Raw genomic sequence first — 25,791 nt, 5'->3', positions numbered from 1 at the left:
GCGCCCTTGCTGCGGGAGGTTTACGCAAACGTCAACCGGCAAAAGCCGCAAGATTCGATCAAACGAGAGAGGAACACGCCCATGTCCGAAGCCTATATCATCGATGCCGTCCGTACCCCGCGCGGGATCGGCAAGCAGGGCAAGGGCGCGCTGGCAGCGATGCACCCGCAACATCTCGCGGCAACCTGCCTGAAGGCGATCAAGGACCGCAACAACTTGGACACCTCGACCGTGGACGACGTGATCTGGTCGGTCAGCACGCAGGACGGGATGCAGGCCGGCGACATGGGCCGGATGGCTTCGCTGGATGCAGGCTACGACATTACCTCGTCGGGTACGACGCTCGACCGCTTCTGCGGCGGCGGCATCACCTCGGTCGCCTTGGCCGCAGCGCAGGTCATGAGCGGCATGGAAGATTGCGTGGTTGCAGGTGGCACCGAGATGATGAGCCTCACTGCGCAAATGTCGAAGGACAAGATGCAGGCCGGGATCAGGCCGCCGATGATGGGCAGCTATAACGAGCGCCTGCAGGCGAGCCATCCGCAAAGCCACCAGGGCGTGTGCGGCGATGCCATCGCCACCATGGAAGGCTTCACCCGCGAGGAACTGGACGAGGTCGGCTACCGTAGCCAGCAGCGCGCCGCACAGGCGATCGAGGAAGGCCGCTTCGACAAGTCGGTCGTCCCCGTCGTCGACGATGACGGCAACGTCGTTCTCGACCACGAGGAATTCCCCCGTCCGCAGACCACGATGGAAGGCCTCGCCCAGCTGGAACCGGCTTTCACCAAGATTGCCCATGTCCCGCTCGACAAGAACGGCACCACCTTCGCCGGACTGGTAAACGCCAAATATCCCGATCTCGAAATCAAGCACTTCCACCACGCCGGCAACAGCTCGGGCGTGGTCGACGGAGCGGCTGCGGTCCTCGTGACAAGCAAGGACTATGCGCAGAAGCATGGCCTCAAGCCCCGCGCGCGCATTGTCGCGACTGCGAACATGGGCGATGACCCGACGCTGATGCTCAACGCCCCCGTCCCTGCTGCGAAGAAGGTTCTGGAAAAGGCCGGTCTGACCAAGGACGACATCGACCTTTACGAGATCAACGAAGCCTTCGCCGTGGTCGCCGCCAAGTTCGTGCGCGACCTCGATCTCGACTGGGACAAAGTCAACGTGAACGGCGGTTCGATCGCGCTCGGCCACCCGATCGGCGCCACCGGTTCGATCCTGATCGGCACGATGGTCGACGAGCTGGAGCGCCAGAACAAGCGCTATGGCCTCATCACCATGTGTGCCGCGGGCGGCATGGCCCCTGCCATCGTGATCGAGCGCGTCGACGATTTCGTCGACTGATCGACCTAGACTGTCAGGCGGCTTTCCCGGCCGCCTGATCGTCCTTCGCAAATCCCCAAGACACGTGTGCCCAGGCGCGTTCGTGGAAATAGTACAGCACTATCTTGGTCAGCACTTCGGTGACCGCGATGGCGCCTGCCGCCTTTGCGCTGCCGGTGAAGAACCAGCTCAGCGCGAAGGTGTCCAAGCTGCCGAGAATACGCCAGCTGACAGCCTTCGCGAAGCTGCGCGAATGGGCTTCACGCCCGCGAAACAGGATCATGTGTCTGTTCTTACGCCTTACTTGAGCGGCAGGATCTGCTTGATGATGTAGTCCGCAGCTTCCTCGGGGCTCATGGCCACGGTGTTGACGCGGATTTCCGGTTCCTCGGGCTCCTCATAGGGGCTGTCGATACCGGTGAAGTTCTTCAACTCACCGGCACGCGCCTTCTTGTAGAGGCCCTTCACGTCGCGCGCTTCCGCCACTTCGAGCGGAGTGTCGACATGGATCTCGATGAACTCGCCCTCGCCCATCATGTCGCGGACCAGCTGGCGGTCTGCGCGGAAAGGGCTGATGAAGGCCGTCAGCACGATCAGGCCGGCGTCGGTCATCAGCTTGGCGACTTCGCCGATGCGACGGATATTCTCGATCCGGTCACTTTCGGTAAAGCCGAGGTCCTTGTTGAGACCGTGACGGACATTGTCGCCATCGAGCAGGAAGGTGTGGCGGTTCATGATCGCCAGCTTCTTCTCGACCTCGTTGGCGATGGTCGACTTGCCCGAGCCCGAAAGGCCGGTGAACCATAGCACGCGCGGCTTCTGGTTTTTCATCGCGGCGTGATCGTCACGCGTGATGTCGGTGGCCTGCCAGTGCACGTTCTGCGCGCGGCGCAGGCTGAAGTTCAGCATGCCTGCACCCACCGTGTGGTTGCTGATCTTGTCGATAAGGATGAACCCGCCGAGCGCGCGGTTCTCGGTATAGGGATCGAACACGATCCGCTTGTCGGTCGTGATTTCGGCAACACCGATCTGGTTGAGGTGGAGCGTCTTGGCAGCAAGATGCTCCATCGTGTTTACGTCGACCTCGTATTTCGGTTCGGCAACGGTCACGCTGACCATCTGCGAACCGAGCTTCATCCAGTATGCACGGCCCACGACGAGCGGGTCCTCGTCCATCCAGACGATCGTGCTTTCGAACTGGTCGGCGACTTCGGGCGGACTGTCGGCCGCTGCCAGCACGTCGCCGCGCGAACAGTCGATCTCGTCATTCAGGGTGATGGTCACCGACTGGCCGGCAACGCCCTCTTCGAGGTCGCCATCCATCGTCACGACCGACTTGACCGTGCTCGTCTTGCCCGAGGGCAGAGAACGGACCGTGTCACCCGGCTTGACCGAACCGGTCGAGATGAGGCCTGAGAAGCCGCGGAAGTCGAGATTGGGACGGTTTACCCACTGCACCGGCATGCGGAACGGGTGGGCAAGGTTCTCGTCCGAGCGGACCTCGACTGCCTCGAGATGCTCCATCAGCGTCGGGCCCGTGAACCAGGGCGTGTTTTCCGAACGCGAGGTGATGTTGTCGCCGGCAAGGCCGGAGATCGGGATCGCGGTGAAATTCTCGATGCCGATGCTCTCGGCGAAATGCTCGTAACCGGCGATAATCGCGTCGTACTTTTCCTGGTCGTAATCGATCAGATCCATCTTGTTCACGGCGAGCACGAGGTTCTTGATGCCGAGCTGGTGGCACAGGAAGCTGTGGCGCTTGGTCTGGACCAGCACGCCCTTGCGCGCATCGATCAGGATGCAGGCGAGATCGGCGGTCGAAGCGCCGGTCACCATGTTGCGCGTGTACTGCTCGTGTCCCGGGCAGTCGGCGACGATGAACTTGCGGTTCTCGGTCGAGAAGAAGCGATAGGCGACGTCGATGGTGATGCCCTGCTCGCGCTCGGCGGCGAGGCCATCGACCAGCAGTGCGAAATCGATTTCCTGACCCTGCGTGCCGACCTTCTTGCTGTCGTTGCTGAGCGCTTCGAGCTGGTCCTCGAAGATCATCTTGGAATCGTAGAGCAGGCGGCCGATCAGGGTCGACTTGCCGTCATCCACGCTGCCGCAGGTAATGAAGCGCAGCATGGTCTTGTGCTGGTGCTTCTCGAGGTAGGCGTCGATATCCTCGGCGATGAGGGCGTCGGTCTTGTAGATGGGATCGGTCATCAGAAGTAACCCTCCTGCTTCTTCTTCTCCATCGAAGCGTCACCCGAATCCTTGTCGATCACGCGGCCCTGGCGTTCGGAGGTCGTGGTCAGGAGCATTTCCTGGATGATCTCGGGCAGCGTTGCCGCCTCGCTCTCGACAGCGCCGGTCAACGGGAAACAGCCCAGCGTGCGGAAACGGATCGAACGTTCGGCGATTTCGGGGCGCTTGCCCATGACCTTTTCGAGGCGCTCGATATCGTCGGCCATGAACAGACCACCCTCATATTCGAAGGTCGGGCGCTTGGCCGAATAGTACAGCGGCACGATCTCGATATTCTCGAGATGGATGTACTGCCAGATGTCGAGCTCGGTCCAGTTCGACAGCGGGAAGACGCGGATGCTCTCGCCCTTTTTCTTCTTGGCGTTGTAGAGGTTCCAGAGCTCGGGGCGCTGGCTCTTCGGGTCCCAGCCGTGGCTGGCGGTGCGGAAGGAAAAGATGCGCTCTTTCGCGCGGCTCTTTTCCTCGTCGCGGCGCGCGCCGCCGAAGGCCGCGTCGAATCCGTATTTGTCGAGCGCCTGCTTGAGCCCTTGCGTCTTCCACATGTCCGTATGGAGCGGACCGTGGTCGAACGGGTTGATCCCCATCTCCTGCGCTTCGGGGTTCTGGTGGACGAGCAGTTCCATGCCTGCTTCTTCCGCGCTGCGCTCACGCAGTTCGTACATGTCCTTGAACTTCCACGTCGTATCGACGTGGAGCAGCGGGAACGGCGGCGGCGAAGGATAGAAGGCCTTCTTCGCAAGGTGCAGCATGACGGCGCTGTCCTTGCCGATGGAGTAGAGCATCACGGGCTTTTTGGCCTCGGACACCACTTCACGCATGATGTGGATGCTTTCGGCCTCAAGCCGCTGCAAATGTGTGAGGGACATTAGGGTCTCTTTACGGGTTCTGTTCTGGCGTGCCGGAGAGACGACCTTGTGGCGCGCACTTCTATCGCCGGCAAGCAGCGAAAGGTCGCGAGCCCGATAGGAGAAGTTGGCAGGCAGCACAATGGCGCAGGCGGGGTACCCCCGCGCCTTTTGTGCGCCTGCAATCGTATGGGCAGCGCTACTGCGCGGTGCTGCTCAGGAGGCGGTAGCCCCAGGCAGGCAGTTCGACGCGGTCGCCGCTTTCGATGGTCACAGCGCTGCCGTCGGCGAAATCGGTATAATCGCCGACCGGGAGGTCGTCAGAGAATGTCGCCACGAGGGGACGGTCGCTCATGTTGAACAGGCCGAGCACCTTGTTGCCGTCCTCCTGCCTCACCCAAGCGAAGAGTTGCTCGGGGGCGGAGCTTTCGACCTTGTGCATCACCGCGCCCCACTGCCCGTTTTCGAGCGCGGGATTGGCCTTGCGGAAGGCGATCAGCCGGGCAAGCAGGTCGCCGTACCCGCAATTCTCGTCCTGTTGCCAGTCGATCGGATCGCGCTCGAAGAACTCGAGCCGCTTGGCGTTGCAAGCCTCCATCCCGTTATGGATGAGCGGCAGGCCCTCGCCGGTGAAGGACAGCGCGGTCATCGCCTCGAGCGCAGCGCCGTAATTCTCCTCCATCGTGCCTTCCCACGCATTGCTGTCGTGGTTCTCGATATAGGTCATGCGCATCGCCTCGCGCGGCCAGAGACTCTCATTCTCGGCATAGTAGCCATAGAAGTTGGTGGCGTTGCCCTTGCCCTGCGCGACGTTCTTGGTCGTGTTGTGCCAGTCCCAGGCATAGGTCGCGTCGAAGGCCGCGTGGTGGAAACCGCTCTGCTGGACTTCGCCGAGCAAGAAGACCGGCTTGATCGCATCGAGCCTTGCGCGCGCGGTTTCCCAGAAGTCGAGCGGGACGTATCCCGCCACGTCGGCGCGGTAGCCATCCACGTCGAATTCGCGGACCCAGTATTCCATCGCTCCGCCGACATGCTCGCGCACGCCGGGCTTAGACCAGTCGAGGTCGATGATGTCGGACCAGTCCCACCACGGCGTAGGGCGGAAGTCGCCCTTCCAGTCCTTTTCGTACCAGTCGGGATGTTCCTTCGCGAGCGCGTTGTCCCACGCGGTGTGGTTGGCGACGAGATCGAGGATGACCTTGAAACCCTGTGCATGCGCCGCATGGACGAAGGCACGGAAGTCTTCCTCGGTCCCGAATTCGGGGTTCACGCCGTAATAGTCCTGGACAGAATAGGGGCTGCCCAGCGTGCCCTTGCGGTTTTCAGCTCCGATCGGGTGGATCGGCATCAGCCAGAGAATGTCTACGCCCAGTTCCTTGAGGCGCGGCAGTTCTTCCTGCGCAGCCTTGAAGGTGCCTTCCTCGGTGAAGTGGCGGGTGTTGATCTGGTAGAGCACGGCATCGCGCGACCATTCGGGATGCTCGATGGTGACCTTGCTGTCCGAGGCCCATCCAGTTTCTTCCGGTTCGTCGGCAGTACCGCTCATGGCGTATGCCCCGCCTGCAAGTGCGAAGGCGGCAGTTGCTGCGATCAGCTCACGCATGGACGTTCTCCTGCGGGATGGCTGCCTTCACCCGGAGCATGGATAGCGCGGCGATCAGCCATGCGGCTGCGGCGAAGAGCATCGTCCAGATGGGCTCGCCCGGGAACAGCCACAGCATGATCTGCCCCATCACGGTCGCTACCAGTAGCTGCGGGACAACGATGAAGACGTTGAACAGCCCCATGTAGATGCCGAGCTTTGCCTGCGGCAGGTTCGAGGCGAGGATTGCGTAAGGCATGGCAAGGATACTGGCCCATGCGATGCCGATGCCGACCTCGGCCAGCAGCAGCGTGTTCGCGTCGCGCACGAAAAAGAACATAAGGAAGCCGAGCGCGCCCAGCGTCAGGCAGATCGAATGGGTCATGACTTGCCCGACCTTGCGGCTCAGCACCGGAAGCAGCGCGAGAGCAGCGATGGCGGCCACGCCATTGTAGACGGTGAAGAGCAGGTTCACCCAGTTTGCGCCCTCGTTATAGGCGGCACTCGCCGTGTCGCTGCTCCCGAAGACATATTGGGTGACCACCGGGGTGGTGTTGATCCACATGATGAAGAGCGCAGACCAGCTGAAGAACTGCACCAGCGCGAGGCGCTTCATGACGTCGGGCATACCAGCGAAATCGCCGACGATGCTGGAGAGCATGTTGGCCGCCTGCCCCTTCTTCGCCATCGAGATCGCAATGGCACTGAGCAGGCCATAGACAGCCAACAGCGCGCCGAGCAGCAGCATTTCCTTCTGAAGCTCGAGCGATTGCACGACCAGTACGACCACGAGACCGGCAGCTATCCAGACGGCACTGGAAAGATAGGTCTTCGCCGCCAGCGCGCGGATCGGCTGTGCGGTATCGGCTTCGGCTTGTTCTCCGAATGCTGCCATTTCTTCCGGCGAAAACTCCTTGGTGGTCACGATGGTCCACATGACCGCCGTGAACAGCGCGAAGGCACCAAACCAGAAGCTGTATTTGACCGTATCGGGAATACCGCCGCCTGCAGCGACATTCGCGACGCCCATCTGCTCGAGGAAATAGGGGAAGATCGATCCCACGACCGCGCCTGCACCGATGAAGGCAGTCTGCACGGCATAGCCGGCGCTATGCTGATCGGTCCTCAGCATGTCGCCGACAAAGGCGCGGAACGGCTCCATCGACACGTTGAGTGAGGCATCGAGGACCCACAGCATGGCCGCCGCGAAGAGCAGAGGCGCCCCGAATGCAGGACTGAGCGGCATGAAGAAGAGCGCCAATGCCGCAAAAATCGCTCCCGTCAGGAAGTAGGGACGGCGGCGACCGAGCCGGTTCCAGGTCTTGTCCGAAAGGTGACCGATGATCGGCTGCACGATGAGGCCGGTGAGCGGCGCTGCGACCCACAAGGCGGGCAAATCGTCCATGCTCGCGCCGAGCGTCTGGAAGACGCGGCTCATATTGGCGTTCTGCAGCGCAAAGCCGATCTGGATGCCGAAAAAGCCGAAGCTGATGTTCCACAGTCCGGCCCAGCTCTGGCGGGGCTTCTCGCGCAAAGTCGCGTCCATAGTGCTTATCCTCGTCCCGGCCGGGTCTTCATGCCCGGTCCCTCAATCTCACAACGCTGGCACGAAGGCTCGCAGGAGGCCACTACGTATACGAATACGCTTAGGAGGTTACGCTGCTTCCACGAACGATCAATTTGCCGGGCAGCTTGCGCGGCGGCAGGTCGCGACCTTCGATCTGGGCCAGCAGCGCCTCGACCAGCACCTGCCCTGCGCGCTTGATGTCCTGCATCACCGTGGTGAGCGGAGGTGTGGTCATGCTCGCTGCGGGAATATCGTCGAAGCCGACGATGGCGACATCTTCCGGCACGCTGCGCCCCGCTTCGGCAAGCGCACGCATCGCGCCGATCGCGATCAGGTCGCTGGCAGCGAAGATGGCATCGAATTCCCTCCCGCTTTCGATCAGCGAGCGGGCGGCGGAGAATCCTTCTTCCTCTGTAGTCAGCGCATCGAACTGGAGACCTTCGTCCGCCTCGATACCGGCATCGGCAAGAGCCGAGACCAGACCGCGATAGCGACCGTTGAACTCGGGATAGTGTTCGTCGGCATGACCGAGGAAGGCGATCTTGCGACGCCCTTGCTCGACAAGATGTTCGCCCGCAAGCCGCCCCGCCTGCACATTGTCCGTGCCCACGGTCACCCCGCTGCTGTCGCTCGACACCGAACCCCAGCGCGCGACATGGGTACCCTGCCGCGAAAGCTGGTCCATCCGCTCGCGATATTGCGTGTAATCGCCATAGCCGAGCAGGATCAGGCCGTCGGCGCGGTGGCTGTCCTGGTACCTCACGTGCCAGTCGTCTTCCATGCGCTGGAAGGAGATGAGCAGGTCGAGCCCCTCGTCCGCCGTGGCCTTGGTGATCGAGCCCAGCATCGCGAGGAAGAAGGGGTTGATCATGCTCTCGTCGGGGGTCGGATCCTCGAAGAACAATAGCGCGATCGTGTTCGACCGCTGAGAGCGCAGGGAGGATGCATTCTTGTCGACGGTGTAATTGAGATCACGCGCGATCTGCTTGATCTTCTCACGCGTCTTTTCGCTGACCGAACGGTCACCGCGCAGGGCACGGCTGACCGTCGGCTGTGAAACGCCCGCCGCATAGGCAATGTCGAAACTCGTGGGCCGACCGGTCGGCTTGCGTCCCATGCTTCCTCCCCAGGCAGCGCCTCTGCCGCGCTGCCGGTTCGACCCTATAAAGGGTTTGGCAACGGCGCAAATATTCAGCGCGTTATTCCGCCCAGAAACGCGCAAAACCGCGCGCTTCACATGAATTTCAAACTGTGAACGTTCACTGTTGTTTTTGTGCACCAAGCCGCTTCGCCGCGCAGCTTGCGTATACGTATGCCGTCTATGCGGAGGCCGATCTGCGGACATACTTGGAGGCGCAGAGCACCCGGCGACAAGTCCGGACTCGCAAGAGGATTTTCCGGCCCGGGACTGTCGCTACACGGCGAAATTGGGGCCTTTGGGGAGAGGATTACAGAATGGCATTCCGCAAGCATCTTACCGGCGTCAGCGCGTCGGCCGTGGCGCTGGCATTGGTCGGCGGCCTTCCGACCGTGGCTTCGGCGCAGGGCACCCAGCCCGAAACTCCGGACGTCACCGAAGAAGGCCAGCCCGTGGCCGACGAGGAAGACGAATCCTCGGTCATCGTGGTCAGCGGCTTCCGTGAATCGCTGGCGACCGCCGTCGCAGAAAAGCGCCGCAGCGACCAAATCCTTGAATCGGTGACTGCCGAAGACATCGGCAAGCTGCCCGACGATTCGATCGGTGAATCGATCGCCCGCCTGCCCGGCGTGACCTCGCAGCGCCTCAACGGCCGTGCCAATGTCATCGCCATCCGCGGCCTTGGCCCCGATTTCTCGCAGACGCTGCTCAACGGCCGCGAACAGACCTCGACCGGTGACAACCGCGCCGTCGAATTCGACCAGTATCCGTCGGAAGTCGTGAACCAAGTCGTCGTCTACAAGAGCCCGACGGCCAGCCTTGTCGGTCAGGGCCTCGTCGGTACGGTCGACGTACGCACGGTTCGTCCGCTGGAAGCGAGCGAAAGCATCCTCGCGATCGGCGCCAAGGGTAGCTACGCCGACCTCGGCGCGCTGAACGCCGGTTCGAAGGAATTCGGCTATCGCGTCAACGCGACCTTTGTGGACCAGTTCGCCGACGACACCGTCGGCCTCGCGCTTTCGGCTGCCTATACGGACGAGCCCTACCAGCTGCAGGAATTCAACGCCTGGGGCTATGCGGGCAATGGTGAACCTGGCAGCCCCTTCGTCATCGGCGGCAACAAGAGCTTTGTCACCTCGACCCAGCTCAAGCGCTTCGGTGTGAACGGTACGTTCCAGTGGGAAGCCAATCCCAATTTGATGGTCACGCTCGACGGCTTCTATTCGAACTTCGACGATGACCAGTCCAAGCGCGGCATCGAGCTTCCGCTCGGCTTCGGCGCTTTCGGTACGACTTTCGATCCGTCGACTGCGACGGTCGTAGATGGTCCCTTCGGTGGCTTCGCAGAGGCCGGCACATTCGAGAACGTCGAAGGCGTCGTGCGTAACGACGTGTTCCAGCGCCAGGCAGACCTCTATTCGGGCGGCCTCAACCTCGATTACCAGGGTGACGACGGCTGGAGCGCGTTCCTCGACTTCGGATACTCGCGTACCGATCGCGAGGAACTGAGCATCGAAAGCTATTCGGGCACCGGTTACGGCGCCGGTGTCGGCGCAACCGATACCATCGGCTTCATCTCGAACACGCAGGGCACCAGCTTCAGCCCGACGCTCGACTATTCGGACCCGAACCTGATCGTCCTGACCGACCCGCTCGGATGGGGTGGCAGCCGCGTTCAGGCAGGTTACTACAACAACCGCATCATCGACGACGAGCTGTTCCAGTACCGTCTCGGTGTCGGCAAGGAGATCGACAGCTTCATCTCCGGCGTCAATTTCGGCCTCGCCTATACCGACCGCGCCAAGAGCCTTACGCCGGACGAATTCTTCGTCTCGCCCGCTGGCGGCGCGACCGAAGTCGCGATTCCTTCGGGCGCCCTGCTTCGTTCGACCGACCTTGGCTATCTCGGCCTCGGCCCGATCGTCAGCTACGACGTGCGTGAGCTGATTGCCGACGGCACGCTGGTGCTCGATCCGAACACGTCGAACGACATCCCGGCCAAGGCGTATGGCATCACCGAAAAGCTGATGACCGCCTACCTCCAGTTCGACGTCCAGCAGGATATCGGCGGTGGCGAAATCACCGGTAACTTCGGTGTGCAGGCCATCAATACCGAACAGAATTCGACCGGCCTGGCGTTCGTCGACCTCGACAACGACCCGGGCACTCCGGATCAACGGGTCGATCTCTCGCTTGGCGATAACTTCTGGGACGTCCTGCCGAGCGCCAACCTCTCGCTCCGTCTGGACAGCGGCTGGGTCTTCCGTCTGGCTGCAAGCCGCCAGATCCAGCGCCCGCAGCTCGACGACCTGCGTGTCGCGATCAGCTACGGCATCAATAACAACCAGGCTGACAGTCCTACCGGCCTTGTACCCTTCATCAGCGGCGGCGGCGGTAACCCGCTCCTGCGTCCGTATCGTGCGAACGCGATCGACTTCAACATCGAGAAGTACTTCGCCGGAGGTGCAGGCGTTGTGGCAGCGCAGGTCTTCTACAAGGATCTCGTGAGCTACATCGACGGATCGCGCGTCGTCTTCGACTATGCCGCCTTCCCGGTCCCGGCCGGCCAGACGCCCGCCACGACCATCGGTTACCTCGACTCCGAGGTGAACACCGGCGGTGGCGACTTCTACGGCGCCGAACTTTCGGCAACGATCCCCTTCGACACTTTCACCGAAGCGCTGAACGGCTTCGGCGTTACCGGCGGTGTCGGCTACACCAAGACCAAGATCGAAGACGCCAACGGCAACATCGATCAGATCCCCGGCTATTCGAAGTGGGTTGCGAACGGCACGCTCTACTATGACCTGAACGGCTTCAGCGCCCGTGGTAGTGTCCGCTATCGCTCGGAATTCCTTGCCGACTTCACCGGCTTCGGTGGTTCGCCCACGCGTCGCCTTGCCCGTGACGAGACCATCGTCGACGCGCAGATCGGCTATGAATTCCAGCCGGGCAGCGCACTGGAAGGCCTGTCGGTCTACGTGCAGGGACAGAACCTGACGAACGCGCCGTTCGTGTCGCAGTTCAACGTCCCCGAACCGCGCGCGGTCATCGACTACCAGGAATATGGTCGTCGCTTCCTCGCGGGCTTCACCTACAAGTTCTAAGTTCCTCCCGGCCGGGCGCTCGCAAGATCGCCCGGCCACCCTTGGAACCCATGAACTTGCAGCTAAACCGGACCGCTCCTGAAGCGGTGAGGTGACCATTGTGAGCGAGCAGAAACCCTTCCGAATTGCCATTGCAGGCGGTGGAACCGCCGGATGGATGGCAGCCGCGTTGCTCGCCCGCTTTGCTCCGGCCCATTTCGATATCGAACTGGTCGAGAGCGAAACCATCGGCACCGTGGGTGTCGGTGAAGCGACAATCCCCCAGATCCGCCATTTCAACCAGGCGCTTGGCATCGACGAGGGCGAGTTCCTCCGCGAGACCAAGGGCAGCTTCAAGCTGGGCATCGCCTTCGATGGCTGGATGGGTGACGGGCACAGCTACATGCATGCCTTCGGCCAGGTTGGCCGGGCTGCTGGAGTACTGCCGTTCCACCAGCACTGGCTGAGAGCGAAGAAGCTCGGCCACGCACGGACGCTGGACCACTATTCGCTCAACGAGATCGCGGCCCGCGCCCTGCGCATGCCCGGACCAAGTGGCCCCGAACTTCCTTACGCCTATCATTTCGACGCCACTCTCTACGCGGCTTATCTGCGCCGCATGGCCGAGGCACGCGGCGTCACGCGCACCGAGGGCCTGATCGAAAGCGTCGATCGCGATGCCGAAAACGGAGACATCACCGCTCTGGCCCTCGATAGCGAGCGCCGCATCGAGGCCGATTTCTTCATCGACTGCACCGGTTTTCGCGCGCTTCTGATCGAAGGCGCGATGGAGGCCGGGTTCGACGACTGGTCCGCCCTCCTGCCCTGCGACCGCGCGGTTGCGGTGCCTTGCAGTGGCGGCGGCGATTTCACGCCCTATACCCGTTCCATCGCCCGCGATGCCGGTTGGCAGTGGCGCATCCCGCTCCAGCACCGGATCGGCAATGGCTATGTCTTTTCCAGCGCGCATATCTCGGAAGACGAGGCCGCCAGCACGCTGCTCGCCAATCTCGATGGCGAAGCGGATGGCGACACCCGCGTCCTCAAGTTCACCACCGGCAAGCGCCGCCGCCAATGGGTCGGAAACTGCATGGCCCTGGGCCTTGCCGCCGGTTTCATGGAGCCGCTGGAATCGACCAGCATCCATCTCGTCCAGAGCGCGCTCGCCCGGCTGCTGAACCTGCTGGGCGAAGGCCGCCCTGCCCCTGCGCTGGTCGACCATTTCAACGCGCAGGCAGACTTCGAGTGGACGCGTATCCGCGATTTCCTCGTGCTGCATTACTGGGCCAATGGCCGCGAGGGCCAGCCGTTCTGGGACGCGATGCGCGCGCTCGAACTGCCCGAAACCCTTTCCGCCAAGCTGGAGCAGTGGCGCGCGAACGGACACATCCACCGTGAACACGAGGAGCTGTTCACCGAAGTGGCGTGGTTCCAGGTGCTCGCAGGACAGGGTGTCGAGACCGAAGGCTACAATCCGCTCGCCGATGCCTTGCCGGAAAACGAGCTTATCGGCCTGCTCGCCAATACAGAAGAACAGATGGTTCGCGCCGCGAACGCCATGCCGCAGCACGTCGAAGTGCTCGGGAAACTGGTGTCGCAGGTGCGCGCGAAGGAGAGTGTCGCATGAAATTCCGCACAGCCCTGCCCCTGCTGGCGCTCGCAACAGCCGCCTGTGCCCATGCGCAGACACCTCCGCCCGAGGCCACTGCAGGTGAGCCCTCGTTCCGCGATCGCGCACCTTCGGAAGAGATCGTCTACTTCGTCCTTCCAGACCGCTTCGAGAATGGCGACACCTCGAACGACCTTGGAGACTTTACCGGCGGACCGCTGCAGCATGGCTTCGACCCGACCCACAAGGGCTTCTTCCACGGCGGCGACCTTGCCGGCCTGACCCAGCGGCTCGACTATCTCGAAGGCCTTGGCATCACCGCGATCTGGTTCGCGCCGATTTTCCAGAACAAGCCGGTGCAGGGCCCCAAAGGCAATGAGAGCGCGGGTTATCACGGCTATTGGGTCACCGATTTCACTCGCCCCGACGGCCACTTCGGCAGCCGCGCGGAATTCAGGGCCTTCGTGGACGCGGCCCATGCGCGCGGGATGAAGGTCTATATGGACATCATCACCAACCACACCGCCGACGTGATCCGCTATGCGGAAGGCGACGCAACCGGTTATGCCTATCGCAGCAAGGGGGACTTCCCCTATTCGCGCAAGGGCGGCGTCGATGGTCCGGCAATCAATGACGGTTTCATGGGCGACGAAGATCGCAGCGCAGAGAACTTCGCCAAGCTGACCGATCCGTCCTACGCCTATACGCCGGTGGTTCCGGCCGCCGAACGGGACGTGAAGGTCCCAGCCTGGCTCAACGACCCGATCTACTACCACAATCGCGGGGACACGACTTTCACCGGCGAAAGCAGCCGCCAAGGCGACTTCGTAGGGCTCGACGATCTGTTCACGGAGCACCCGCGCGTGGTCGAAGGCATGATCGACATCTACGCGGGCTGGATTCGCGATACCGGCATCGACGGTTTCCGCGTCGACACCGCGCGCCATGTGAACCCCGAGTTCTGGCAAGAATTCGTACCCGCGATGCTGGCCACGGCGCGCGAGGCGGGTATTCCGAACTTCCATATCTTCGGCGAAGTTTACCGTGACGATCACGACAATGGATATATCGCGCAGTACACCCGCCGCGACGGCTTCCCAGCCGTGCTCGACTTCGCCTTCCAGCAGGGCATTCGCGAAGTCGTGAGCCAGAACAAGGGCACCTACATCCTCAACGAACTGTTCGATGGCGACGTGCTCTACGAAGGCGGCGAGGAAGCCGCTCTCGGTATGCCGACTTTCCTGGGCAACCACGACATGGGCCGCTTCACGACCATGCTGCGGTGGGACAACGAGGACATGGGCGCAGACGAGATGCTGGCCCGCACCAAGCTTGCCCATGCCATGCTGCTGACGCTGCGCGGCTCGCCGGTGATCTACTACGGCGCCGAACAGGGCTTCGTGGGCGACGGCAACGATCAGGCCGCGCGAGAGGACATGTTCCCCAGCCGCACCGACAGCTACAACGACAACACGCTGATCGGCACCGAAGCGACCACTGCGGTCAGCAACTTCGACACCGCCCATCCGCTCTATCGCCTGATCGCCGAGCTTTCGCAGGTGCGCCGCGCTCACAATGCGCTGTCGAAAGGCAGGCAGGTGGTGCGCCATTACGGCCAGGAAGCAGGCATCTTCGCCGCCAGCCGCTTCGATCCCGAAGACGGGCGCGAGTATTTGCTGGCCTTCAACACCAGCGGAAAAAGCCAGAGTGCGAACATAGCGCTTGGCTATGATGCGCGCAGCTTCGAGACGCTTGCCGGCACCTGCCCCTCTGCGGTCTCGGCACCCGGCAGCGCAGCCTTCACCCTCCCCGCCTTCGGCTGGGCGGTGTGCCGCGTGTCGGAGCGCGCCGAATGAGCTCGGCGACCGAAACCTTAAGCCTCCCTTGGTGGAAGGGTGCGACGATCTACCAGATCTATCCGCGCAGCTTCCGCGATTCCAACGGCGACGGCATCGGCGACCTTCCGGGCATCACCGAAAAGCTGCCCCACGTGGCAGACCTCGGCATCGACGCCATCTGGATCAGTCCCTTCTTCAAGTCGCCGATGAAAGACTTCGGCTACGACGTATCCGACTATCGCGAAGTCGATCCGATCTTCGGCGACCTCTCGGACTTCGACGATCTCATCGCCCGGGCACACGAACTCGGCCTCAAGGTCCTGATCGACCAGGTCTATTCGCACACCTCCGACGAGCACGCCTGGTTCGAGGAAAGCCGTTCGAGCAAGGATAATCCGAAAGCGGACTGGTATGTCTGGGCCGATGCGAAGCCTGACGGTTCACCACCGTCGAACTGGCAATCGGTCTTCGGTGGCCCCGCATGGACGTGGGACGCGCGCCGCGGCCAGTATTACCTGCACAATTTCCTCAATTCGCAGCCGCAGATGAACCTCCACAATCTGCAGGTGCAGGACGCAGTGCTGGACGTTATGCGTTTCTGGCTCGAACGCGGCGTCGACGGCTTCCGCATCGATGCGCTCAACTTCGCGATGCACGATCCGGAGCTGCGCGATAATCCGCCCGCCCCGGCTACCGACAAGCAGCGTACGCGGCCCTTCGACTTCCAGATCAAGAAGTTCAACCAGGGCCATGCCGACATCCCGGCCTTCATCGAGCGTATCCGCGCGCTGACCGACGAGTATGACGACATCTTCACCGTGGCCGAGGTCGGCGGCGATGACGCCATGCGCGAAATGCGCCTGTTCACGGCCGGTGAGAACCACCTCAATTCGGCCTACAGCTTCAACTTCCTCTACGCTGAAGCGCTTACCGCGCAGCTCGTGTGTGGTTCGCTCGCCGAATGGCCCGACGACATGGACATCGGCTGGCCGAGCTGGGCGTTCGAGAACCACGATGCACCGCGCGCGCTCAGCCGCTGGTGCAAGCCCGAAGACCGTGAGGATTTTGCCCGCCTCAAGACGCTACTGCTCGTCAGCCTGCGCGGCAATGCGATCTTCTATTACGGCGAGGAACTGGGCCTGACGCAGGTCGATATTCCTTTCGACCAGCTCCACGATCCCGAAGCCATCGCCAACTGGCCGCTGACCCTAAGCCGTGACGGTGCCCGCACCCCGATGCCGTGGAACCAGACCGAATGCGCAGGTTTCGGCAGCAAGGAACCGTGGTTGCCAGTGGGCGAGGAAAATCGCTCGCGCCCGGTCGAACTGCAGCTGCGGGACAAGGACTCCCTACTGTCCTTCACGCGCACCGCAATCGCGCTCCGCAAGGACAATCCGGCGCTGCGCCACGGTGCTGTGACCAGCTGCCGACATGACGGTGATCTGCTGGTCGTGACGCGCGAGGCCGATGGCCAGCGCGTCGAGTGCCGCTTCAATCTCGGCAGGGACACTCTGGCGACAGAGCATTGCCAAGGCGAAGTTCTGATGGCTATCAATGGCGCGAGCCAAAGCGAATTGCCGGCCTTTGCCGCCATCATAACGGAGATTTCCGAATGACCCGCCTTGCTCTGCTTCTTGGTGCCGCCCTCCTCCCGCTGTCCGCTGCGCAGGCGGAAACGGTGGCCTCGCCCGACGGACGTATCAAGGTGACGCTCGATGCCGACGGCGAAGGCATTCCCTATTACGAAGTCACCCGTGACGGCGTGCCGATCATCACCAAGTCGAATATCGGCTTCAATTTCACCGATGCCGATCCGATGCGCCGCAATTTCGAAGTCGTGGCCTTCCGCGAACAGGCGCACAGCAGCACCTGGGAACAGCCCTGGGGCGAACAGCAGTGGGTGATCGACAGCCATAACGAACTGGCCCTCACGTTCCGCCAGAAGGACGAGGCCGCGCGCGAGATCACCGTCCGCCTGCGCGTCTTCGACGACGGGATCGGTTTCCGCACCGAATTCCCCGACAATCCGCAGCAGCGTTTCTACAACATTGCGGACGAACTGACCGAGTTCAACATCGCCAGCGACGGTACCGCATGGTCGATCCCGGCGGGCGACTGGAACCGCTACGAATATCTCTACGAGAAGACCCCGATCAGCGCGCTCTCGACGGTGCACACACCCGTCACCATGGTGCTGCAGAACGGCACGCATCTCTCTTTCCACGAAGCAGCGCTGGTCGATTATTCGGGCATGTGGCTGAAGCGGATCAATGGCACGCGGCTGCGCGCGCAGCTGGCCCCGAGCCCGCGCGGCGCGAAGGTGGTGCGCGAAGGCGCCTTCACCACTCCGTGGCGCACGATCCAGATCAGCTCGAACCCCAAGGGTCTGTTCGAGAGCGACCTGATCCTCAACCTTAACGAGCCCAACAAGCTGGGCGATGTCAGCTGGTTCACCCCGCACAAATACATCGGCATCTGGTGGGGCATGCATCTCGATATCGAGAGCTGGGCGAGCGGCGAGAAGCACGGCGCCACCACCGAAAACGCCAAGAAATACATCGATTTCGCCGCCGAACACGGTTTCCGCGGTGTGCTGATCGAAGGCTGGAACGTCGGCTGGGACGGCAACTGGTTCGGCAATGGCGGCGAGTTCAGCTTCACCGAAGCCTATCCCGATTTCGATATCGCCGAACTGGCCCGCTACGCCGAGGAAAAGGGCGTGAAGATCATCGGCCACCACGAAACCGGCGGCAATATCAAAGTCTACGAGGAACAGCTCGAAGACGCGATGGCCTTTTACCAGGACCTCGGCATCGATGCTGTGAAGAGCGGCTATGTCGCCGATGCGGGCGGCGTAATCGCACCTGCCGGCGAAGGCGGCTGGGGCGAGACATACGTCTGGCACGACGGGCAGGAAATGGTCCGCCACCACCTCAAGGTCGTGAAAGAAGCAGCCGAGCACCAGATCGCGATGAATCCGCACGAGCCCATCAAGGATACCGGCCTCAGGCGTACCTACCCCAACTGGGTTAGTCGCGAAGGCGCCCGCGGTGCGGAATACGATGCCTGGGCGGAACCGAAGAACGATCCCGGCCACGTGCCCGAACTGATCTTCACTCGCCTGCTGTCGGGCCCGATGGACTATACGCCGGGCGTCTTCTCGCTCGAGGGACGCGGCGCGACCGCACCCGACCTGCCGAGCACGCTCGCGCGCCAGCTGGCATTCTACGTCACGATCTATTCGCCGATCCAGATGGTCGCCGACCTGCCCGAAAACCTCGTCAAATACCCGCGCGCGCTCGACTTCGTGAAGCGGGTTCCGGCCGACTGGGCGGAAAGCATGCTGGTTGACGGGGCCGTGGGCGAGTTCGCCGTCATCGCCCGCCGCGATCGCAACACGCTCAACTGGTACGTGGGTGCCGTCACCGACGAGGCCGAGCGCAATGTCAGCGTGCCGCTGTCGTTCCTCGATCCAGGCAAGAGCTATCGCGCCACGATCTGGCGTGACGGCGCGACTGCAGACGGCCAGGGCGAAGACCGCCATGCCATGGAGGTCGAAACCCGCACCGTGACGTCCGACCAGACGCTCGACCTGCGCATTGCGCCAGCAGGCGGTTTCGCGATCGAGCTCGTGCCGCAGGGGTGACTGAGCCCGCCCTTCCCCATGTCGTCGTCCTCGGCGGCGGCAGTGCGGGCTGGATCACGGCCTGCCTGCTGCACAGGGAATGGGGTGAGCGTGGCGGCAAGGTCACCGTGGTCGAGAGCCCCGCGATCGGCATCATCGGGGTCGGTGAAGGCTCGACACCGCAGCTCAAGGCATTCTTCGATCACCTCGGTATCGAGGAGAGCGAATGGATGGGCGCCTGCGACGCCACCTACAAGCTCGGCATCCGGTTCACCGGCTGGAGCGAGGTCGAAGGCTCCGAGAGCTACTTCCATCCCTTCCCCGGCCCGATCGACCTGCATAGCGAGCCGGGTTTTGCGCATAATTGCGCGCTGCGGCGGCGCGGGATCGATGTGCCCGCCCATCCCGACGACTGGTTCCTCGCAAGCGTGCTGGCCGACGGTGGCAAGGCGCCGCAGCCGGGCGATACATTCCCCTTCGGCCCGAGCTACGGCTATCATTTCGATGCGCACAAGCTGGGCGGTTTCCTGCGCGAATGGGCGACAGCGCGCGGGGTCGAGCATCGTCCGCTCAAGGTGGATGATGTCGAACTGCGCGACGACGGGGACATCGCTGCCCTGCTGTGCGAAGGAGGCGAGCGGATCGAGGGCGATTTCTTCGTCGACTGTTCCGGCTTCGCTTCAGTGCTCGCGCAGCAGAAGCTGGGCGCGAAGTTCCTCTCCTTCGGCGAGAACCTGTTCAACGACCGCGCCGTGGTCATGCCTACACCGCATCACCAGACGCCGCGCCCGCAAACCGACGCCATCGCGATGAAAGCTGGCTGGCGCTGGTCGATCCCGCTGACGACGCGGGTCGGTAACGGCTACGTCTATTCCTCGCGCCATATCACCGACGAAGAGGCGGAGGCAGAGCTTCGCGAGGCCATCGGCACCACGGGCGAGGACACACAAGCGCGCTTTCTGAGCATGAAGGTGGGCCGCGTCGAGAACAGCTGGACGCGGAACTGCCTCGCGGCCGGGCTCTCGCAAGGCTTTATCGAACCGCTCGAGGCGACCGCGCTGCATATCGTGATCTTTACCGCGCTCGACTTCGCCAAGGCCTACGAGGTCGGCGGCTTCACCGCGCAGCACCGCGACACGTTCAACCGGCGCGTCGCCTCGCGTTACGACGGGATCCGCGACTACATCGTGGCGCATTACCGGATGAACCGGCGCTCGGACACCGAATACTGGCGCGAGAACGCGACAAACGATGTCCTGCCCGATGGCCTCAAGGCCATGGTGACGGGCTGGTTCACGCACAAGGACATGGCCGAGACCAATCGCGCCACTAATGGCGAGAACCCGGCCTATTCGTCGATGAGCTGGCTGTGCCTTTTCGCAGGCTACGGCGCCTTTCCTCCTCAGGAGAAGCTCCAGCCCCTCCCCGCCGGTATCGAGGCGGCCGATGTCGATGCGACCCGCGCCATGCTGACGGCCTGTGCTGGCAATTTTCCGGATTACACGCCCGTCTGACATGCGAAAGGCGGCCGGATCGCTCCAGCCGCCTTCACGTTCGCCTTGAGGCGGATCAGCTTTGCGGGTCGGGCGTATCGTCAGCCGTGGGCTGGCCCTGCACCACTTCGCCCGACTGGAAGATCGGACCCTCGGTCGGCAGCGTCACGACCGCGTTGCCATCGGCATCCACCTGATCGGTCGCAACCACCACGGGGGTCTGCTCGGTCGCGGGCGGGATATCGACGGGCGCTTGCGGTTCGCCAGCGGCGCTGACGGGTGCGGTGGCAGGCATCGTGCCGACCAGCGTTTCGCCCGGCTCTACTTCGACGGAAGGATCGAGCGGGTTGGTATAGCCCTGGACCGTCGTCGTGACGGTGGGCGGGCCGTACTGGGAATCCCACGCATTCAGGTCGATGCGGTATTGTTCGTAAGCGCGGAAGAAGTCCTCGAAAACGGCCTCGATACGGGGAAGCGCGGTCGCAGCGAAAACCTCGAGGTCCCCGGGTGCGACGCCGACCACTTCGGCACCGATGGCATTTGCGACATCGCAGAACTGCTTCTTCGCCGGCGGAAGCGCGAAGTAGTTGTAGACCTGCGTCATGTAGGAATCCTGCACGTCGCGATAGGTCGCGCCGTAGCGCTGGCGGAATTCGGCCTGCAGCGCGCGATTGGTCGCCGACAGCTCGCGTGCATGGATGCGCAGCTTGGCGGAATAATTATCCACCAGAGATGCATACTCGGGCGACTGGCAGTTGAGCGCAGCGACATTCAGGGCGCTGCGCAGGTTCCAGGTCGTCTGCGCCGGGGTGAGGTTGGCATTCACCGTCTGGCGCACGCCGGAAGCGGCAACCATCGGGATCGTCATGCTGGTGGTCGCGCCGCTCGGAGGCGTCGGACGCGGCGGAATGACTACGGCCGGAGGCGGCGGTGGCGGCGGCGGAGGAGGCGGCGGTGGGGGAGGCGGCGGAGCACAGGCTGCGATTGCAGCAAGAGCCGCGGCGATTGCCGCGACACGGATAGATTGGGTGGCATTTCGGCTCACGGTGCGCTGACCCTCCTAGAGCGATATCAATTCATCTTCTCCCATCACGCATTGACGGGGGATGAAGCTGGCCAAACCCTAGCGCCTTGTGGAGGCAAAGAAAATGCCCGGGGCGAAACTTCCGCCCCGGGCACGATCAAGCGACTCTTAGCTGCGTCAGGCGGTTGCGACTACTCGCGGTTGCCGAGGAACTGCAGCAGGAAGAGGAACAGGTTGATGAAGTCGAGATAGAGGCTCAGGGCGCCCATCACGACAGCCTTGCCCGCGAACTCGGTGCCGCGGAGATAGGCGTATTCTTCCTTCAGGCGCTGCGTATCGTAGGCAGTGAAGCCAGCGAAGATCAGCACGCCGAGGATGTTGATGACCAGGCCCATCGCGCCCGACTGGAACACGAAGGCGTTCAGCAGCATGGCGACGATGATGCCGATCAGGCCCATCATCAGGAAGCTGCCCCAGCCCGACAGGTTCTTCTTGGTCGTGTAACCGAACAGGCTCAGGCCTGCGAAAGCGGCGGCAGCCGAGAAGAACGCGGCGGCGACCGATTCACCGGTGTAGATCGCGAAGATCGTCGAAAGCGACAGGCCCATCAGGACTGCAAAGCCCCAGAACATCGCCTGGAGCGTGGACTTGCTGAAGCGCTGGATCCCGCCGAAAGACAGGACGAGGATGAAGGCCAGCGGTGCCAGCTTGATCACCCAGCCAAGGCCGGTCACCTGCAGCGAACGACCGTAAGGCGTCTGCACGATGGTGAAGGCCGCGTCGAACAGCGCGGTGTTCACGAAAAGCAGCGAAACGATGCCGGTAAGCAGCACGCCCGAAGCCATCATGTTGTAGATGGAAAGCATGTGCTGGCGCAGGCCAGCATCGAAGGTGGTGCCACGCGCAACGGCGTCGCCCGCACGCGGCACGGACGTAGCGTGCTGGCTGCGGTCGGTGTCGTTCCAATCGGCCATTTACAATTCTCCCTAGCGCAGGGAGCGGTTGCGACCCTGCTTCTGCTGACAATATCGTGTTTTACACCCGTAATTTCAAGCGAAACCGGAATGCTTGTGGGTAACGCGATTTAACTGTCTTTTTCGGCAGATTTGCGTGCTTCCCGGCCCATTTCAAGGCCGCGATCGCGCGCCGCAGCAAGGCATGCGGTCATCAACTGGCGCAAGGCCGCATTCTCGTCGAGCACGTCGAGCCCTCTCTGGGTCATCCCGCCCGGGCTCGCGACACGTCGCGCCAGTTCGCTGGGAGAATGTTCGGAAGCCGCGGCCAGGGCCGACGCACCCTCCACCATCTGGACCGCCAACCGCTGTGCCTGATCGCGCTGGAGGCCAAGATCACCCGCTGCTGCGGCAAGCGTGTCGATGAAGCGGTAGACGAAGCCCGGACCAGATCCTGCCAGCGCGGTCACCAGTTCGAATTGGCTTTCGTCAGGCAACCATTCCGCGCTTCCCAACTGGCGCGCGAGTTCGGTCACGGACGCACGATCCTCCTCTGTCAATCCGTGCTCGACCAGCGCATTGGGCGACTTTCCGAGGGCAACGGCAAGGTTCGGCATGAACCGCACCCAGCCCCGCGACGTCGGCAAGCGTTCCTCCAGTGTCGCCAGCTCGACGCCCGCGAGGATGGACAAGACGATCGCACCGCGCGTTACCTCCGCCATTTCCGGTGCGATATCGGCGAGCATGTGCGGCTTGAAACCAAGCACCACGGCATCGAAAGCCCTCTCTGGTATCTCCGAGACAAGGGTCACCCCCTCGGCGACCTGCTTGGGTCGCGGGTTGTATGCGGTGATGCGCGCAGGATCCATGCCGGCGCGCAGCCAGCCTTCGACCATCGCCCCGGCCATGGTGCCGTAGCCGTAAACCAGAATATTCATGGAATGCGCTTGTAGAGCGAAGGCGGTGGGCTTCAAGCCTCGCCGGCAGCGTCCACCATGGCTGCCTTCAGCGCCTCGCGCGGTTCCTTGTCGCCCCACAGCACGAACTGGAACGCCGGATAGAAGCGGTCGCATTCCTCGACCGCGATCTCGACCAGCGATTGCGCCTGGTCGAGGCTCAGCAGGCCATCATTCCCGAGCAGGGTGCCATTGCGGTAAAGTAGGACGTTGCCATTGGACCAGATGTCGAAATGGCCGAGCCACATCTGCTCGTTCGCCAGCGCCACCAACTCGCGCGCCGCCGTCTGCTTTTCGGCCGCAATGCGGATGTCGGGAAGGCAGAGAAGCTGGAGGACGCGGTCCTCTCCGCGCCAGATCGCGCGCAGCTGGTACTTGGCCCAGCTGCCCTGGATCTCGCCGCTGATTTCTTCCGCATTCGCCTCGCACGGCCAGCCGCGCGCCTCGAACAGTGCAACAAGCATTTCGAGCGGTGCCGCGTCGTCTTCGGCTTCGAATCTGGCTTCCACGGAACGCATCAGGTGAGGTTTCTCAGGCTCATGGAAACCATGTGCCGAAGCGGCGGGCCGATTGGCAATCGGCGCAGCGAAGGCTCTTGGGGAGAACGAAAGCGGCTTGTGCAAACCCTGTGCACAAGAACCGATTTACGGATAGGCGCGAAAATCAGTCGAGTTCGACGATCCGCTCGCCATCCTCGCTGGAGAAGGTGAAGGTATCGATACCGCGCTCTTTCAGCCGGTTGACCATCTCGCGCGCCTCTTCGCGGCTTTCGAAGGGGCCAGCGAGCAGGCGGTTGGCCTCGCCCCAGGGAACGGTGAACGGACCGATACCGTCGAGCGCACCTTGCGCGCTGCGTGCGATGCGGCGCCAGTCGAATCCGAGCGCATCGAGATCGCGGCCGGTCGCCACCTGTACCCAGTGGCGGGCCGGATGACGCTCGACAGCCGGCGCAGGTCGGGCGCCTTCGAGCGGGAATATTTCCTCACCGGTGGCGCTGGTGAACGGGAAACTGTCGATCCCGTTGGCCTTGAGGCGTCCGACCACCTCGCGCGCCTCCGCAGCGCTGTCATAGGGCCCGGCGAGCAGGCGATTGGCTTCACCCCAGGGGGCTGTGAAGCCGCTCTTGCCGGCAAGTTCGCCGTCGGCGTTGCGGGTGATGCGCCGCCAGTCGAAGCCGAGAGCGTCGATGTCCCGTCCAGTCGCAACCTGCACCCAGTACCGTGAAGGATGAGCAGGAGGTGGCGGCGCGGCAGGCTTCGCCTCGACTTCGCGTGGCACCTCGATGGCGGTGATATCGACTGCACCGCTGCGGGGAGCCGCAGAAACGCTGTCTCCGAGATCGAAGCTGCTGAATGCATCCTCCACGCTCTGCGCCGGCGGCGGCGGAGGGGGAGGCGGTGGAGGTGGCGGCGGCGGCGGCGGAGCGGGTGTCGGCACTGGCGCCGGTGCAGGCACAGGCGCAGGTGTGGGAGTAGTGGCCTGTTCTTCGCGCTCAACCCGCCGTGTGCGCGGCCTTGTGCGCTCGAGCGGGTCCGAGGCGGTGAGCGAGGACCTCGAACGCGGAGGGAGCTCTCCCTGCCGTTCCTGTGCTGCCCTGACGCGGCCGAGCGCAGGCCCGGCGGGCGCTAGGGACGCATCCGCAGTGCGCGCGGCTGGCGCGGAAGAGGTCGCATAAGCAGCAATCGAGGCATCGTCGCGCCCGATCGCGGCCGTGCGCGGGAATACGCCGAGCGACCCTGCAGCGGCCTGCTGGGCCGGCGTCAGGCGCGGCATGTAGCGCAGGTAGGGAGCGACCCTTGCCGCCATTTGCTGCGGCATCATGTCGTCGGCAATCGTGACAGCAGCCTCGGTGTCGCCGAGGATCGCCAGCCCGAAGGCGCGCGTCCTGAAGGCAGCGTTGTCGCCTTCCTGCAGCAAGGGCAGGAGCGTAGCCTCGAAACCTTCGCGGTTGCCCGAAATTGCCTGGCTCAGCGCAAGATAACGGCGCGTCTCGGGATTGTCCTCCTGTGCGAGCGCGACACGGTAGAGCTCCTGCGCGCTCACGGCATCGCCGACCAGGTCGAAGGCCAACGCGCGATCGGCTGCCATGGTCGCAACCGGAATGCCGCCCTGCTCTGCCATTGCGAAAAGGCGGAGCGCCTCCACCGGACGGCGCGAACGCGTGTAGGCGCGCGCAAGTCCAAAGGATACGCGGGCATTGGTCGGCGCGAGATCCTCCGCACGGCCGAAGAAGCCGATCGCCGCGGGAATATCGCCGAGCAGGAGAGCGGCATCGCCCGCATCGATCAGGGCCTCGATATCGCCCGAATTGCGCGCAAGGCGCTGGAGCGCGTCACCCAGCTCTTGCGAGCCGGGTGCCGGTAGCGCCTGAACGACTTCCTGTGTGAGGGCCGGCGAGGCACCGGCGACAAGCGCCAGCAGCGCAACACCCGTAGCCCAGCGTCTGCCTTGTTTAATTGCCATATCCTTTGACCAACGCACCAGCGGGCGCGAAGG

At 63.1% G+C, this 25,791-nt stretch carries 18 protein-coding genes; 7 read left to right on the top strand and 11 right to left on the bottom strand.

Annotation, left to right across the window (positions count from 1 at the left end; translation table 11 throughout):
• Nucleotides 1-81: 81 nt before the first annotated feature.
• Complete coding sequence (locus tag K3165_RS09970) at nt 82-1,350, top strand: acetyl-CoA C-acetyltransferase (protein WP_221548734.1); 1,269 nt, start codon at nt 82-84, stop codon at nt 1,348-1,350.
• A gap of 13 nt (nt 1,351-1,363) precedes the next feature.
• On the opposite strand, the gene K3165_RS09965 is transcribed toward K3165_RS09970, so the two are convergent.
• From K3165_RS09965 to K3165_RS09940, 6 genes are all read right to left on the bottom strand, one after another.
• Entirely contained in the window at nt 1,364-1,612 is a 249-nt protein-coding gene (locus K3165_RS09965) for a DUF2061 domain-containing protein (RefSeq protein WP_221548733.1), read from the bottom strand.
• Between the two features lie 17 nt (nt 1,613-1,629).
• The gene (gene cysN, locus K3165_RS09960) at nt 1,630-3,537 is read right to left on the bottom strand and encodes a sulfate adenylyltransferase subunit CysN (protein ID WP_221548732.1); all 1,908 of its coding nucleotides are present in this window, start codon (nt 3,535-3,537) and stop codon (nt 1,630-1,632) included.
• On the bottom strand, nt 3,537-4,565 hold the full coding sequence (gene cysD / locus K3165_RS09955) for a sulfate adenylyltransferase subunit CysD (RefSeq protein ID WP_345720908.1): 1,029 nt from the start codon (nt 4,563-4,565) through the stop codon (nt 3,537-3,539). The genes cysN and cysD overlap by 1 nt, the downstream gene beginning before the upstream one ends.
• Before the next feature lie 58 nt (nt 4,566-4,623).
• Nucleotides 4,624-6,027 (bottom strand): alpha-amylase family glycosyl hydrolase, encoded by a 1,404-nt coding sequence (locus K3165_RS09950; RefSeq protein WP_221548730.1) that lies wholly within the window; start codon nt 6,025-6,027, stop codon nt 4,624-4,626.
• Complete coding sequence (locus K3165_RS09945; protein ID WP_221548729.1) at nt 6,020-7,552, bottom strand: MFS transporter; 1,533 nt, start codon at nt 7,550-7,552, stop codon at nt 6,020-6,022. The genes K3165_RS09950 and K3165_RS09945 overlap by 8 nt, the downstream gene beginning before the upstream one ends.
• 100 nt (nt 7,553-7,652) lie before the next feature.
• Complete coding sequence (locus tag K3165_RS09940) at nt 7,653-8,690, bottom strand: LacI family DNA-binding transcriptional regulator (RefSeq protein ID WP_221548728.1); 1,038 nt, start codon at nt 8,688-8,690, stop codon at nt 7,653-7,655.
• Between the two features lie 338 nt (nt 8,691-9,028).
• On the opposite strand from K3165_RS09940, the gene K3165_RS09935 reads away from it, so the two are divergent.
• The 6 genes from K3165_RS09935 to K3165_RS09910 all read left to right on the top strand — a co-directional run bounded on the left by K3165_RS09935 (nt 9,029) and on the right by K3165_RS09910 (nt 20,383).
• Complete coding sequence (locus K3165_RS09935; protein WP_221548727.1) at nt 9,029-11,818, top strand: TonB-dependent receptor; 2,790 nt, start codon at nt 9,029-9,031, stop codon at nt 11,816-11,818.
• Nucleotides 11,819-11,915: 97 nt separating this feature from the next.
• Complete coding sequence (locus K3165_RS09930) at nt 11,916-13,424, top strand: tryptophan halogenase family protein (protein ID WP_345721023.1); 1,509 nt, start codon at nt 11,916-11,918, stop codon at nt 13,422-13,424.
• Nucleotides 13,421-15,262: an alpha-amylase family glycosyl hydrolase gene (locus K3165_RS09925; RefSeq protein WP_221548726.1), complete on the top strand. Its 1,842-nt coding sequence runs from the start codon at nt 13,421-13,423 to the stop codon at nt 15,260-15,262. Before K3165_RS09930 ends, K3165_RS09925 begins: the two co-directional genes overlap by 4 nt.
• Nucleotides 15,259-16,860, top strand: coding sequence for an alpha-amylase family glycosyl hydrolase (locus K3165_RS09920; RefSeq protein WP_221548725.1), 1,602 nt, complete (start codon nt 15,259-15,261; stop codon nt 16,858-16,860). The genes K3165_RS09925 and K3165_RS09920 overlap by 4 nt, the downstream gene beginning before the upstream one ends.
• A complete protein-coding gene (locus K3165_RS09915) occupies nt 16,857-18,890 on the top strand; it encodes a glycoside hydrolase family 97 protein (RefSeq protein ID WP_221548724.1) in 2,034 nt (677 codons plus the stop codon). The genes K3165_RS09920 and K3165_RS09915 overlap by 4 nt, the downstream gene beginning before the upstream one ends.
• Entirely contained in the window at nt 18,887-20,383 is a 1,497-nt protein-coding gene (locus K3165_RS09910; RefSeq protein ID WP_221548723.1) for a tryptophan halogenase family protein, read from the top strand. Before K3165_RS09915 ends, K3165_RS09910 begins: the two co-directional genes overlap by 4 nt.
• A 55-nt stretch (nt 20,384-20,438) precedes the next feature.
• Here K3165_RS09910 and K3165_RS09905 read toward each other — a convergent pair whose 3' ends face one another.
• The 5 genes from K3165_RS09905 to K3165_RS09885 form a co-directional block, all read right to left on the bottom strand.
• Nucleotides 20,439-21,407, bottom strand: a complete 969-nt coding sequence (locus K3165_RS09905; protein ID WP_221548722.1) for a hypothetical protein — start codon at nt 21,405-21,407, stop codon at nt 20,439-20,441.
• A 170-nt stretch (nt 21,408-21,577) separates the two neighbouring features.
• Complete coding sequence (locus K3165_RS09900) at nt 21,578-22,360, bottom strand: Bax inhibitor-1/YccA family protein (RefSeq protein ID WP_221548721.1); 783 nt, start codon at nt 22,358-22,360, stop codon at nt 21,578-21,580.
• Between the two features lie 110 nt (nt 22,361-22,470).
• Nucleotides 22,471-23,277, bottom strand: a complete 807-nt coding sequence (proC, locus tag K3165_RS09895) for a pyrroline-5-carboxylate reductase (RefSeq protein WP_221548720.1) — start codon at nt 23,275-23,277, stop codon at nt 22,471-22,473.
• Between the two features lie 32 nt (nt 23,278-23,309).
• A complete protein-coding gene (locus K3165_RS09890; protein ID WP_221548719.1) occupies nt 23,310-23,813 on the bottom strand; it encodes a type III secretion system chaperone family protein in 504 nt (167 codons plus the stop codon).
• A gap of 145 nt (nt 23,814-23,958) precedes the next feature.
• The gene (locus K3165_RS09885) at nt 23,959-25,758 is read right to left on the bottom strand and encodes an SPOR domain-containing protein (protein WP_221548718.1); all 1,800 of its coding nucleotides are present in this window, start codon (nt 25,756-25,758) and stop codon (nt 23,959-23,961) included.
• Between the last annotated feature and the right edge of the window lie 33 nt (nt 25,759-25,791).

Origin of the sequence: Qipengyuania xiamenensis, from assembly GCF_019711495.1 — a bacterium.
Lineage (GTDB): Bacteria > Pseudomonadota > Alphaproteobacteria > Sphingomonadales > Sphingomonadaceae > Qipengyuania > Qipengyuania xiamenensis.
This window is presented reverse-complemented; position numbering and strand designations above follow the sequence as displayed.

What these genes read in the sequence shown, in the direction of transcription:
- K3165_RS09970 (WP_221548734.1), top strand. Translation starts at nt 82, where the DNA reads ATGTCCGAAGCCTATATCATCGATGCCGTCCGTACCCCGCGCGGGATC.
- K3165_RS09940 (WP_221548728.1), bottom strand. Translation starts at nt 8,690, where the DNA reads ATGGGACGCAAGCCGACCGGTCGGCCCACGAGTTTCGACATTGCCTAT.
- cysN (WP_221548732.1), bottom strand. Translation starts at nt 3,537, where the DNA reads ATGACCGATCCCATCTACAAGACCGACGCCCTCATCGCCGAGGATATC.
- K3165_RS09945 (WP_221548729.1), bottom strand. Translation starts at nt 7,552, where the DNA reads ATGGACGCGACTTTGCGCGAGAAGCCCCGCCAGAGCTGGGCCGGACTG.
- K3165_RS09950 (WP_221548730.1), bottom strand. Translation starts at nt 6,027, where the DNA reads ATGCGTGAGCTGATCGCAGCAACTGCCGCCTTCGCACTTGCAGGCGGG.
- K3165_RS09925 (WP_221548726.1), top strand. Translation starts at nt 13,421, where the DNA reads ATGAAATTCCGCACAGCCCTGCCCCTGCTGGCGCTCGCAACAGCCGCC.
- K3165_RS09915 (WP_221548724.1), top strand. Translation starts at nt 16,857, where the DNA reads ATGACCCGCCTTGCTCTGCTTCTTGGTGCCGCCCTCCTCCCGCTGTCC.
- K3165_RS09900 (WP_221548721.1), bottom strand. Translation starts at nt 22,360, where the DNA reads ATGGCCGATTGGAACGACACCGACCGCAGCCAGCACGCTACGTCCGTG.
- K3165_RS09965 (WP_221548733.1), bottom strand. Translation starts at nt 1,612, where the DNA reads ATGATCCTGTTTCGCGGGCGTGAAGCCCATTCGCGCAGCTTCGCGAAG.
- K3165_RS09935 (WP_221548727.1), top strand. Translation starts at nt 9,029, where the DNA reads ATGGCATTCCGCAAGCATCTTACCGGCGTCAGCGCGTCGGCCGTGGCG.
- K3165_RS09885 (WP_221548718.1), bottom strand. Translation starts at nt 25,758, where the DNA reads ATGGCAATTAAACAAGGCAGACGCTGGGCTACGGGTGTTGCGCTGCTG.
- proC (WP_221548720.1), bottom strand. Translation starts at nt 23,277, where the DNA reads ATGAATATTCTGGTTTACGGCTACGGCACCATGGCCGGGGCGATGGTC.
- K3165_RS09920 (WP_221548725.1), top strand. Translation starts at nt 15,259, where the DNA reads ATGAGCTCGGCGACCGAAACCTTAAGCCTCCCTTGGTGGAAGGGTGCG.
- K3165_RS09890 (WP_221548719.1), bottom strand. Translation starts at nt 23,813, where the DNA reads ATGCGTTCCGTGGAAGCCAGATTCGAAGCCGAAGACGACGCGGCACCG.